Here is a 12066-nt window from a genome sequence, read left to right as displayed (position 1 = left end):
CAAGAGTTTCATGACACAACACTATCAACCGCGCTTCATCACCTTCGAAGGCATCGATGGCGCGGGCAAGTCGACGCATATCGGCTTTGTCGCCGATTACCTGCAACAACGGGGCGTGACGCTCGTCTCGTCGCGCGAACCGGGCGGCACCAGCCTGGGCGAAAAGCTGCGCGAACTGCTGCTGCATGAAAAGATGCACCTGGAAACGGAAGCCTTGCTGATGTTCGCCAGCCGCCGCGAACACATCGCGCAAGTCATCGATCCCGCGCTGGCGCGCGGCGAGTGGGTCATTTCCGACCGCTTTACCGATGCCAGCTTTGCCTACCAGGGCGGCGGGCGCGGCATGGACTTGCGCAAGATGGAGGCGCTGGAAGCGTGGGTCCATCCGCATCTGCAGCCGGATCTGACGTTCCTGTTCGACGTGCCGCTGGAAGTGGCCCGGGCCCGCCTGGACGCCACGCGCGCGCTGGACAAGTTCGAACAGGAGCAGGCCGACTTTTTTGCCGCCACGCGCAACGAGTATTTGCGCCGCGCGGCCCAGTTCCCCGACCGGTTCCGCATCATCGATTCCACGCACAGCATCGCCGACATTCAGGTGCAGCTCGCAAAACTGCTTGATGTATTGCTTGAGAAAAGTGCTGTAACACGTTGATTGACAAAGAATAATATGACAAGTTCTCTCTATCCGTGGCAGCAGGACGCGTGGCAGCAATTGCAAGCCCTGCGGCCGCGCATGCCGCACGCCATCCTGTTCCACGGCGCGCAGGGCATCGGCAAGGCCGACTTCATCGAGCACTTTGCGCAAGCGCTGCTGTGCGAAGACGTGCGCGCCGATGGCCATGCCTGCGGCGCTTGCGTCTCATGCGGCTGGTTTAGCCAGGGCAACCATCCCGACTACCGCCGGGTGCGCCCGGAAGCGCTGGAAGACGAGGTGGCCGACGAGGGCGAAGACGGCGAGGGCGCGAAGAAAAGCGCCAAGAGCAAGACGCCGTCAAAGGATATCAAGATCGAGCAGATCCGCAACCTGGCCGACTTCATGAACATCTCGACGCACCGCCAGGGTTTGCGCGTGGTGGTGCTGTACCCGGCCGAAGCGCTCAACACGCCCGCCTCGAATGCCTTGCTGAAAACGCTGGAAGAGCCGCCGCCGGGGACCCTGTTCCTGCTGGCCTCGAACAGCCTGGACCGCTTGCTGCCGACGATTCTCTCGCGCTGCAGGAAGTTCGCCCTGCCGATGCCCAGCCACGAGCAGGCGTTGACGTGGCTCAAGCAACAAGGCTTGAACGATGCGGACAGCTGGCTGCGCGAGCAGGGCGGCGCGCCGCTGGCCGCGCTGGCCCAGTCCGAATCGGGCGGGCGCGAAGAGACGGAACAGTTGCTGCAGGTGCTGGCCCATCCCGGCGTGGAAGCGGCCCTGAAGGCGGCCGATAAATTGCAGAAGGCGCCGCTGGCGCCGCTCGTGGCATCGCTCCAGCGCTGGCTGTACGACGTATTTTCCGTCAAGCTGTCCGGCACCATCCGCTATTACCCGCGCCACCGGCGCGAACTGGAAGCGCTGGCCGGGCGCATCAATGTGAGTCGCCTGATGGCCGCCATCAAGGCCGCCAACGAGCGGCGCGCCATCGCCGAGCATCCGCTGTCGCCCAAGCTGTTCCTGGAAGACATGCTGCTCGACTATGCAGCCAGCTGCCAGTAAAAAATCAATCTAATCAATCGCTTGTCATTACTAGTTAATTAAACACATGAGCTACCGTCACCGCCTCGCCACGCTTGCCGACCTGCCCGCCATCGTCGCCATCTACAACACCACGATTGCTTCGCGCGAAGTGACGGCCGATACGGAACCAGTGACGGTCGAGTCGCGCCTGGCCTGGTTCCATGAACACCATCCCGAGCGCCGTCCCTTGTGGATCATCGAGGCGGCCGACGATACGGCCGCCCGGCCAACGCCGCTGGGCTGGCTGTCGTACTCGAATTTCTATGGCCGTCCCGCGTATTCGGGCACGGCGGAACTGTCCGTGTATATCGCGGAGGAAGCGCGCGGCAAGGGCATTGGCGCCTACGGCCTGACGCAGGCCATCGCCCATGCACCGTCGGTGGGCGTGCACACGGTGCTCGGTTTCATCTTCGGCCACAACGCCCCCAGCCTGGGCCTGTTCAAGAAGTTCGGCTTCGAGACGTGGGCGAACCTGCCGAAAGTGGCCAACCTCGATGGCGTGGAACGCGACCTGATTATCCTGGGCAAGCGCGTCGGCTAAGCGCCTTCAGCCGCAGCTGCGCGTGCAGCTGCGGTACTGCACCTCGCAGGTTTGCAAGCGTTCGGCACGCCGCTCGCGGAAGGCCTGGGCCTCGGTAGGACGCAACTGCTGTGACTGGGTGCCGTTTTCCCTGGCGGCGGCAGCGTAGCGATTGCTGCCGGGCTTCATCGACAAGACGGGGCTGGTATCGCTTTCCGTGGCTGCTTGCACCTGTGCCCGGCAATCCTGGCGCGCCGAGACGCAGACGGGCTTGCACAATCCCCCTTCGGGCAGCTTGTCTTGCGCCAGGGCTGGTTGCGTCACGCAGGCCAGCAATCCCAGCAGTAACGGGGTGGCCAATGAGGTGGCAAGTTTCGGCATGAGAGCACTCCAGGTAGTCGCGCGCCGCCCCATGGCTGCGCATCAGGCACGCACCATACATCTTGATAACGTTGCTGCCTAGCAATGCCAGGCTGGCCCCGTGAAATTGCCACCCATGCCGCCCATGCCGGTTTGCCATGCGCTTGCCCCGGTGCTACAGTCAAGTCCTGTTTGCAAACCATGCGGGCGCTGTCCCGTACCGGAGGCGTCAATGAAACGTGTGACTGGCATCGGCGGCATCTTTTTTCACGCGCAAGACCCGGCCGCGCTGCGCGCCTGGTATCAGCGCCACCTGGGACTCGACGTGCAGCCCTGGGGCGGCGCCGCCTTCAGCTGGGCGGACGCCGACGGCAAGCCCACTGGCGGCACGACCATCTGGTCGGTCAGCGCGCCCGACGCGGGGCAATTCGCTCCCGGCAAGGCTGCGTTCATGATCAATTACCGCGTCGACGACCTCGATGCGCTGTTGCAAGCCTTGCGCGACGAGGGCTGCAATGTGCTGGAAAAGGCGCCCGACTCCGAGTATGGCCAGTTCGGCTGGGTCATCGATCCCGAGGGCAACAAGGTGGAGCTATGGCAGCCGCCGCAGGGCCAGTAGCCGGCAGTGGCGCAGGCGCTGCCAGGTGAGCGCAGCGCGGGCCCCATTTTGGCGCTTGCCGCCTGGACTCAAGGTTCGCGGCAGCCGCCAGGTGGCGAATTGGCCGGGCATTTCCATTGCCAGTCGACGTAGGCCTGCTGGCTCAATCTGACCGAAAAGCTGATCGAAGGCGAGGTAATGGAAAGCGTCACGACGTTTTCATCAAACTTCGTGATTTGCGGCGCGCTGGTGCCAGGCACGGTTCTGGGATTCATGCCCAGCCCGAATTGCAGGTCGATCTGGCTATTGCCGAGCAGATAGGTCAGATTGTTGGCGACAATCTGGCCGATGTTGAAGGTCCTGCCATCGGCCGCCGTTATCTGCATGGGCGCCGGCGAAACGGCGTCGTGGCGCGAGCCGCGTCCGTGATGGCGCAGCAGGCCACTAGCTAAGGCCTGCCAGCCGGCACGTGGGCCGCAGCTTGCCGCTTTCCCCTGCCAGATTCCGCCCGCTCCGGTACAATCTCGCCTTATGTATATCGACTCCCATTGCCATATCAATTTCCCCGAGCTGGCCGCTCGCATGCCCGAAATCCTGGCCAAGATGGCCGAGAACAAGGTGACGCACGCCCTGTGCGTGTCCGTCGACTTGCCGGACTTTCCCCAGGTGCTGGCGCTTGCCGAGCAGTATCCGCATATCTTTGCTTCCGTCGGCGTGCATCCCGATTACGAGGACACGCCGGAACCGTCCGTGGAAGACCTGGTGCGCTTGGCCGACCATCCGAAGATCATCGCCATCGGCGAGACGGGTCTCGACTATTTCCGCCTGACGGGCGACCTGGAGTGGCAGCGCGAACGTTTCAGAACTCACATCAAAGCTTCAAGAATCACGCGCAAGCCCTTGATTATTCACACAAGAGCGGCCAGCGAAGACACGATCCGCATCATGCGCGAAGAGGGCGCCGGCGTGGCTGACGGCGGTGTGGCCGGCGTCATGCATTGCTTCACTGAATCGCTGGAAGTGGCGCGCGCCGCCATCGACATGGGTTTTTATATTTCGTTCTCCGGCATCGTCACCTTCAAGAGCGCCAAGGATTTGCAGGCCGTGGCCCTGGAAGTGCCGCTCGAGCGCATTTTGATCGAGACAGATTCGCCGTACCTGGCGCCCGTGCCATTCCGCGGCCGCATGAACGAGCCCGGCTACGTGGCCCACGTGGCGGAATACCTGTCGACCCTGAAAGGCATCCCTTTGGCCCAGGTGGCACAGCAGACGACGGATAATTTCTTCAAGCTATTCAATCAGTTGCCGTAATTACTTAAGGTCAGACATGATGAAAAAACTCGCTGCCGCGATCGTGCTGTGCTGCGCTGCCGCCAGCCAGGCGGCGCCGTCGCCCGATGCATTCTTCCGCGCCGTGTCGGTCGACAACGCCAGCGGCGTGCGCGGCATGCTGCTTGACGGCATGAATCCGAACCTGCCGGACACGCAGCGCGGCGATATTGCCCTCGTGCTGGCCCTGCGCGACGACGCCGACAAGGTGTTTGCGCTGTTGCTCGATACGCCCGGCATCGACCTGGAAGCGCGTTCGACGAATGGCAATACGGCGCTGATGATGGCGGCCTACAAGCACAAGCTTGACGCCGTCAACGCCCTGCTGGCCAAGGGTGCCAAGGTCAACCAGAGCGGCTGGACGGCGCTGCACTATGCGGCCTCGGCCGGCGACTTGCCCATCATGAAGATCCTGCTCGAGCGCGAAGCCGTGGTCGATGCGCGCGCCCCGACCAACATCACGCCGCTGATGTTCGCCGCCCGCGAGGGGCAGGAGGGCGCCGTCAAGCTGCTGCTGTCCTGGGGCGCCGATGCCGGCCTGAAGAGCGACCATGGCTGGACGGCCGCGCAGTTTGCCCAGGCTGCCGACAAGCCGGGCGTGGTGGCCATCATCACGGCGGCGCAGCAGGCGCGTGCGGCACGTAAATAAGTCCACGCACAAGTCCACGCAGGTAATATCTTTCTAGCAATGCTTTCCATGCCAGCGCTCAAACTGGCATGGAATTGCCTCTCACCTCAGCCCTTTGTTCCCGCTCCCGATTCACGATAATGGTCGTGTCGCATTAATCAGGAGATCATTCGCATGGGCAATCACATCAACGTCAGGCGCCGGCTGGTTTGTCGCCGCCCCTCGCGCAGCCCCTGCGATATCACTGCTTTCTGGAATGACAAAACCGATCGGCCATCGGAGCCAGACTCCAAGAGGACAGACATGCTGAATGAACGAGAAATCGAGAGTTGTTACCTGGGGCAATTTATCCCCGTCCATTACCACCACAATATGCTGATGGACCAGAACCGCATGCACGGGTTCAAGTCGGCCATCGATTACGCCGTAAAACCCGGCATGAAAGTGCTGGAGCTGGGCGGCGGCACGGGCGTGCTGTCGTGGTTTGCGGCCGCGCGCGCCGACAAGGTCTGGTGCGTGGAGTTCAATCCGGACATGGTCAAGGAAGCGCGCAAGATGCTGGCGCTCAATCCGAACGGTGAAAAAGTCGAAGTGGTGCACGCGGACGCCTTCGAATACCTGCCGCCTGAGCCGGTCGACGTGGTCATTTGCGAAATGATCCACGTGGGCATGCTGCGCGAAAAGCAGGTGGAAGTGATCGAGGCGTTCAAGCGCCGCTACCTGGCCCGCTTTGGCGGCCCGCTGCCCATCTTCCTGCCCGAGGCCGTCATCATGGCCGTGCAGCCGATGCAGCAGGAATACGATTTCGAGGGCTTCTATGCGCCCATCGTGCAATTCCAGGAAACCACGGCCATCCATCCCGGCGTGCAGGAACTGGCGCCGCCTTCCGTCTACAGCATCATCGACTTCAGCCAGCCGACGGACAGCGTGTTCGGTTTCGACGGCAAGTTCGTCGTCGAGCGCAGCGGCACCCTGAACGCCTTGCGTTTCGTCACGAAGAACATCCTGGCCGTCGTGCCCGAACGTTCGACCACCATCGACTGGCTGAATCACTACATGTGCCTGCCACTGGCCGCGCCCCTGGCCGTGAAGGCGGGCGATGTGCTGCAAGTGAGCTTCCAGTACCGCGCCGGCGGCTCGATTCCCTCGCTGGAAGCATCGATGCGCGCGCAGGTGATTTACGATGTGACTCTTCAGCCTGTCGTGCAGAACGCCGTGTACGCGTAAGTCTCATGCGGGGAAAGGCAACGCCGCAGCGATTTCGTCCTGCGGCGTCGCGCCATTCAGGGTATATTTCGTCTTTTACCCACCGGACAGCTTTACTATCATGGAACAGATCGATCAGCGTTACCTCGTGCAACAGAACAAAATCAGCGACGGCGAGACCAGGCCGCCCGTGTTTGCCAAGGTAATGCGCAGCAAGGAAGGCGTGTTTGAAGGCGTGTCCTTCATCAAGTCCAAGGACAAGGCCACCGTCATGACCATCGAGGATGCCAACCAGGCCATCCAATGGGCCACCAAGAAGAAGCCGAACGCGCACGAGTACGTCACCAAAGTCATCTGCGTCGGCCAGTAAGCGCGCCAGCCACCGTTCATTCCCCCCTTAGACCCGTCCATCGCCGCAGCGTGCAGTTTGTCGCATGGCGATGGACGCCATGGCGGCGCCTGGCTATAGTGCTCTCACGGTAGCGGGGCAAGCATGGCTTGCTCCGCACATTTCATTCGAGGGGGACGACATGCTGGGATTCGTGCTGTGGCTGTTATTGCTGATGCTGTGCTGGCCCCTGGCCTTGCTGGCCTTGCTGCTGTATCCACTGGCCTGGCTGTTCCTGCTGCCCTTCCGCCTGATCGGCGTGGGCGTGGAAGGCGTGCTGGAATTGCTGCGCGCCATCGTCATGCTGCCGGCCCGCGTGCTGGGCGGCGGCCGGCGCTAACGGGCTATTTCGCATAAAAAATGGCGCCGTCAGGCGCCATTTTCATTTGTTGCCAAGCTGCTTACAGGTCGACCATGAAACCGGCGCCGATCGATTTTTGCGAATAGTTGTAATCGATCAAGCTCTGGCCATAGCCGGAGAACAGTTGCAGATAGCCTTTCAGGTTGGCTTTCAGCGGGAAAGCCCAGCTTGCCTGCATGGAACCGTGCTTCTTGCTGAAGTTGCGGCGCGCCGTCACGGCGTATTCATGGCCCTTGTTGCGGTAGCTCAAGCGCAAATCGCCATGGCCCATGTAGTCGATGATGTCGATATTGTCATTGTCGACCGCGCTATTGTCCAGGCGGTGCCAGACACGGGCCGTGACGGCCAGGTTGTCTTTTTCCATGCCCAGTTCCGCGTACACGCGGTTCCAGCTGCGCGACAGGGTCGACGTCTGTCCGTTGGACTGGTGCACCAGGCCGAAGTTCAGGTAATTGAATTCGAGACCGGCGAAGTTCTTGTTGATCGGCATGACCAGCATCAGCTCCGGCTGGTAATTGGTCTCGCGGAACGGGCTCGATGCCTTGCGGTTATACGCCTGCCAGAAACTTTGCTGCGTGTAGCCGAACCACATGTCGATCGGCGTGCCGGCTATGTCTTCCAGCAATTTCATCTTGAAGCTCAGCTGGAAGGTCAGTTCCACGTGCTGGCTCTTGATGCCGCCCGGCGTGAAATCCTGGAACGGCTCGTCGTTGGACGCATCGCTGTAATTGGCCAGCAACAGATAGGTGTCGCGGTGCGGGCGGAAGTTGAACAGGCCGCGCTTGGACGCATCGTTCAGCTCCCACGACTGCTGGGTACGCGAAATCGGGGCTTCCGGTGGCGCCGCGCCAGCTTGCGCGATGGCCGGGATGGCGGCATTGACGGCTTCCGGCGTGGCCACGCCTGGCGGGCTGACGGGCGTGATGGGCGCGACTTCGGCGGCCGCTGCCAGGGCCACGGCGGCCGTGGCGGGATCGCCGCCGGCGGCGATGGTGGCCTTTTCCGCCGCCTTGGCCAAGGTATCAAAGCAGCCCAGGCGGGCGCTGGCATCGCCGAGCACGGCGCAACGCTGCATTTGCTGTTCCAGTTCGCCGGCCATGGCCAGCGCTGGCGAGACCAGCAGGGAGGAGAGAATTATTTTTCTTAGTTGGATAGTCATAGGCTGAGTGGGGCATGTCGTTCGGTGCGCACCTGGGCTGCATGCCGGCGGCGTCGCCTTGCACGGCAGGATGCCATGCGTATTGATACTGATTAATGTTTGTTGAATTAATACATATGAAAGTATAGCTGAATCCGCAATTTGCCCCGCGCACCTGACGTGCGCGCCCCTGTCAGTGTTGCGCGCATGGTAAAAACCGGTCACTGCCTGCCGTCCAAATCGATGTCTGCTACACTGGAAAACCGGGCGCCGGGACTAGCCATGGAGATTGTGATGACCCGCAAAACACCTATCGAGCGCTACCGAAATATCGGCATCAGCGCCCATATCGATGCCGGCAAGACCACCACCACCGAGCGCATCCTGTTTTATACGGGGGTCAATCACAAGATCGGCGAAGTGCACAATGGCGCCGCCACCATGGACTGGATGGAGCAGGAGCAGGAGCGGGGCATCACCATCACCTCGGCCGCCACCACGGCATTCTGGAAGGGCATGGCGGGCAATTTCCCCGAACACCGCATCAACATCATCGACACGCCCGGCCACGTGGATTTCACGATCGAGGTGGAGCGCTCGATGCGCGTGCTCGACGGCGCCGTGATGGTCTACGATGCCGTCGGCGGCGTGCAGCCGCAATCGGAAACCGTCTGGCGCCAGGCCAACAAATACCATGTGCCGCGCATCGCCTTCATCAACAAGATGGACCGGGTCGGCGCGGACTTCCTGCGCGTGCGCCGGCAGATCGCCGAGCGCCTGAAAGGCGTGGCCGTACCCGTCCAGCTGCCCATCGGCGCGGAAGAGCATTTCACGGGCGTCATCGACCTGCTGAAAATGCGCGCCATCACGTGGGACGACGCCAGCCAGGGCGTGCAGTTCCGCTATGGCGAGATTCCCGCGGAACTGCAGGCGCAGGCGCAGGAATGGCACGAGCACCTGGTCGAACACGCGGCCGAGGCCACCACGGAGATGACGGAGCGCTACCTGAATGGCGACACGTTCACGGAAGCGGAACTGAAACAGGCCTTGCGCGCGCGCACCATCCGCAACGAGATCGTGCCCATGCTGTGCGGCAGCGCCTTCAAGAACAAGGGCGTGCAGGCCATGCTCGACGCCGTCATCGAATACCTGCCGTCGCCGCTGGAAGTGCCGCCCATCATGGGCCATGACGAGCACGACAACGAGGTGGAGCGCCACCCTGCCGACGACGAGCATTTTTCCGCCTTGGCCTTCAAGATCATGACGGACCCGTTCGTCGGGCAATTGACGTTTTTCCGCGTGTATTCCGGCGTGGTGAACTCGGGCGACATGGTCTACAACCCCACCAAGAGCGCGCGCGAGCGGCTGGGGCGCATCTTGCAGATGCATGCGAATGAACGCAAGGAAATCAAGGAAGTCTATGCGGGCGACATCGCCGCCGCCGTGGGCCTGAAAGCCGTGACGACGGGCGACACCCTGTGCGCCATCGACCACATCATCGTGCTGGAAAAGATGATTTTTCCGGAACCCGTGATTTCCCAGGCGGTCGAACCGAAGACCAAGCCGGACCAGGAAAAGATGGGCATCGCCCTGAACCGCCTGGCGCAGGAAGACCCGTCGTTCAAGGTGCATACGGATGAAGAGTCGGGCCAGACCATCATGTCGGGCATGGGCGAGCTGCACCTGGAAATTCTGGTCGACCGCATGCGCCGTGAATTCGGCGTGGAAGCGAACGTGGGCAAGCCGCAGGTGGCGTACCGCGAAACCATCACGCGCACGGTGGAAGATGTCGAAGGCAAGTTCGTCAAGCAGTCGGGCGGACGGGGCCAGTACGGCCATGTGGTGCTGAAACTCGAACCCCTTGAGCCGGGCACCGGCTACCAGTTCGTCGACGCCATCAAGGGCGGCGTGGTGCCGCGCGAATTCATTCCGGCCGTCGACAAGGGCATCGTCGAAACGCTGAAGGCGGGCGTGCTGGCCGGCTATCCCGTGGTGGACGTCAGGGCGACGCTGACCTTTGGTTCCTACCACGACGTCGATTCGAATGAAAACGCGTTCCGCATGGCCGGCTCCATCGCCTTCAAGGACGGCATGCGCAAGGCCCATCCCGTGCTGCTGGAACCGATGATGCAGGTGGAGGCGGAAACGCCGGAAGAATTCATGGGCAACGTCATGGGCGACCTGACGGCCCGGCGCGGCATGGTGCAGGGCGTCGACGACATCCCCGGCGGTTCGGGACGCATCGTCAGGGCGCTGGTGCCGCTGGCGGAAATGTTCGGCTACTCGACCACCCTGCGTTCGCTGACCCAGGGCCGCGCCACCTACACGATGGAATTCAAGCACTACGCTGCCGTGCCCAAGCATATATTGGAGCAGGTGGCGGCGGCGGGGAAGGCGAAGTGAAGTGGCGGCTGCTCGACAGGGTCGTGTCTGCGGATGAGGCAAAGTAAGGCTGGGGTCAGACCCGTCGGGTCTGACCCCGGATTTCGGGGGTCGTACCCTGCAGGGTACGACCCCAGTCGTCGCAGTGGGGTTTAGAGTAAGGCCGGGGTCAGACCCGCCGGGGGAATACGCCCCAGTGGGGCGCATTCCGATTCCGAAGGAACTGACCCCGGATGGCGTTTGCGTTCAACGGACGGTTCAGTGGGCGAGGTTTTGCGCAATAATCGCATCGGCCATCTTCTCCGCCTCGTCCACGGGCTGGCTCAGCGCCTTGGTGGTGTAGACAGTCGAGGCGACCATCGGCTGGTCCAGCGTCGCGCCCTCGCCATGGCTGGTATCGACCGTCACCGTGGTCGACAGGCCGATGCGCAGCGGGTGGGCGGCCAGTTCCTTCGGATCGAGCGTGATGCGCACGGGCACGCGCTGCACCACCTTGATCCAGTTGCCCGTGGCATTTTGCGCCGGCAGCAGGGAAAACGCGCTGCCCGTGCCGGCCGACATGCCCAGCACCTTGCCGTGATACACCACCTTGCTGCCATACAAGTCCGTCTCGATGCTGGCCGCCTGGCCCACGCGGATGTTGCGCAATTCCGATTCCTTGAAGTTGGCGTCAACCCACAGCTGGTCCAGCGGCACGATGGACATCAGGGGCGTGCCCGGCGTGACGTGCGTGCCCAGCTGCACGCTGCGCTTGGCCACATAGCCCGAGACGGGCGCGACCACGGCATTGCGGCGCACGGCCAGCCACGCCTGCAGCACGTCGCCCTTGGCCGACAGCACGGCCGGATGGCTGGCCAGGGTCACGCCGTCCACGCCCGATTTGGCGGACTCGGCCTGGCGCTGCGCCACGATCAAGGCCGCTTTGGCGTCGTCGACGGCCTGTTTCGCATGAACCAGGTCTTCGCCCGAGATCGTGTGGTCCGCCGCCAGCGGCGCGCGGCGCGCCAGGTTGCCCTGCGCCGTGGCCAGGGCCAGGCGGCGCTGCTCGATGACGGCGTCGTACTGCGCCACGCTGGCATAGCGCTCGCGCTCCTGGCGCACGATGTTGCCCAGGCGTGCCTGCGCCTGGCGCAGCGCCAGGTCCGCGTCGATGCCGTTCAGGGTGATCAGGGGCGCGCCCGCCTTCACCATTTGCGTTTCGTCGGCGCGGATGGCGTCGACGTTGCCCGTCACTTGCGCGGACAGGGTGACCATATTGCCGCCCACATAGGCATTGTCCGTGACTTCTTCCCTGGCCAGCACCAGCTGGTAGTAGGCGCCCCAGGCCACGCCGGCCACGAGAAAGGCGGCCGTGATGGCGATGAGGACGGTCTTGCGCTTGCCCGGCTGTTCTGTGGAAGGGGCGGTGGTGGTGTTATCGCTGCTCATGATGTGTTCCG

General features: G+C 62.8%; 14 protein-coding genes. 10 read left to right on the top strand and 4 right to left on the bottom strand.

Annotated elements, in window-relative coordinates; genetic code table 11:
* Positions 1-10 precede the first annotated feature (10 nt).
* From tmk to BM193_RS10915, 3 genes are read left to right on the top strand one after another with little or no spacing between them, the layout of a single operon-like run.
* Positions 11-652: a dTMP kinase gene (tmk, locus tag BM193_RS10925; protein ID WP_092797753.1), complete on the top strand. Its 642-nt coding sequence runs from the start codon at positions 11-13 to the stop codon at positions 650-652.
* A 15-nt stretch (positions 653-667) separates the two neighbouring features.
* Entirely contained in the window at positions 668-1696 is a 1029-nt protein-coding gene (locus BM193_RS10920) for a DNA polymerase III subunit delta' (protein ID WP_092797752.1), read from the top strand.
* A gap of 46 nt (positions 1697-1742) precedes the next feature.
* The gene (locus tag BM193_RS10915; protein WP_092797751.1) at positions 1743-2258 is read left to right on the top strand and encodes a GNAT family N-acetyltransferase; all 516 of its coding nucleotides are present in this window, start codon (positions 1743-1745) and stop codon (positions 2256-2258) included.
* 6 nt (positions 2259-2264) lie between these two features.
* Here BM193_RS10915 and BM193_RS10910 read toward each other — a convergent pair whose 3' ends face one another.
* Positions 2265-2618 (bottom strand): hypothetical protein, encoded by a 354-nt coding sequence (locus BM193_RS10910; protein ID WP_092797750.1) that lies wholly within the window; start codon positions 2616-2618, stop codon positions 2265-2267.
* A 211-nt stretch (positions 2619-2829) separates the two neighbouring features.
* Between BM193_RS10910 and BM193_RS10905 the strand changes: the two genes are divergently transcribed.
* Positions 2830-3216: a VOC family protein gene (locus BM193_RS10905; RefSeq protein WP_092797749.1), complete on the top strand. Its 387-nt coding sequence runs from the start codon at positions 2830-2832 to the stop codon at positions 3214-3216.
* Between the two features lie 68 nt (positions 3217-3284).
* Here the strand turns inward: BM193_RS10905 and BM193_RS28750 are convergent, their stop codons facing one another.
* Positions 3285-3779 (bottom strand): hypothetical protein, encoded by a 495-nt coding sequence (locus tag BM193_RS28750; protein ID WP_175533220.1) that lies wholly within the window; start codon positions 3777-3779, stop codon positions 3285-3287.
* On the opposite strand from BM193_RS28750, the gene BM193_RS10895 reads away from it, so the two are divergent.
* From BM193_RS10895 to BM193_RS10875, 5 genes are all read left to right on the top strand, one after another.
* Positions 3727-4506 (top strand): TatD family hydrolase, encoded by a 780-nt coding sequence (locus BM193_RS10895; RefSeq protein WP_046682742.1) that lies wholly within the window; start codon positions 3727-3729, stop codon positions 4504-4506. The genes BM193_RS28750 and BM193_RS10895 overlap by 53 nt on opposite strands.
* Before the next feature lie 16 nt (positions 4507-4522).
* Positions 4523-5173, top strand: coding sequence for an ankyrin repeat domain-containing protein (locus BM193_RS10890; protein ID WP_092797747.1), 651 nt, complete (start codon positions 4523-4525; stop codon positions 5171-5173).
* Positions 5174-5455: 282 nt separating this feature from the next.
* The gene (locus BM193_RS10885) at positions 5456-6379 is read left to right on the top strand and encodes a class I SAM-dependent methyltransferase (protein ID WP_092797746.1); all 924 of its coding nucleotides are present in this window, start codon (positions 5456-5458) and stop codon (positions 6377-6379) included.
* Between the two features lie 100 nt (positions 6380-6479).
* Positions 6480-6728, top strand: a complete 249-nt coding sequence (locus BM193_RS10880) for a hypothetical protein (RefSeq protein WP_092797745.1) — start codon at positions 6480-6482, stop codon at positions 6726-6728.
* Positions 6729-6888: 160 nt separating this feature from the next.
* Positions 6889-7086: a hypothetical protein gene (locus tag BM193_RS10875; RefSeq protein ID WP_092797744.1), complete on the top strand. Its 198-nt coding sequence runs from the start codon at positions 6889-6891 to the stop codon at positions 7084-7086.
* Between the two features lie 61 nt (positions 7087-7147).
* Here the strand turns inward: BM193_RS10875 and BM193_RS10870 are convergent, their stop codons facing one another.
* On the bottom strand, positions 7148-8266 hold the full coding sequence (locus BM193_RS10870; RefSeq protein WP_254786053.1) for a phospholipase A: 1119 nt from the start codon (positions 8264-8266) through the stop codon (positions 7148-7150).
* Positions 8267-8539: 273 nt separating this feature from the next.
* On the opposite strand from BM193_RS10870, the gene fusA reads away from it, so the two are divergent.
* On the top strand, positions 8540-10648 hold the full coding sequence (fusA, locus tag BM193_RS10865) for an elongation factor G (protein WP_092798056.1): 2109 nt from the start codon (positions 8540-8542) through the stop codon (positions 10646-10648).
* A 237-nt stretch (positions 10649-10885) separates the two neighbouring features.
* On the opposite strand, the gene BM193_RS10860 is transcribed toward fusA, so the two are convergent.
* A complete protein-coding gene (locus tag BM193_RS10860) occupies positions 10886-12055 on the bottom strand; it encodes an HlyD/EmrA/EmrK family protein (protein ID WP_092797742.1) in 1170 nt (389 codons plus the stop codon).
* Positions 12056-12066: the final 11 nt, after the last annotated feature.

This window comes from Janthinobacterium sp. 344 (assembly GCF_900112025.1).
GTDB lineage: Bacteria > Pseudomonadota > Gammaproteobacteria > Burkholderiales > Burkholderiaceae_D > Janthinobacterium.
This window is presented reverse-complemented; position numbering and strand designations above follow the sequence as displayed.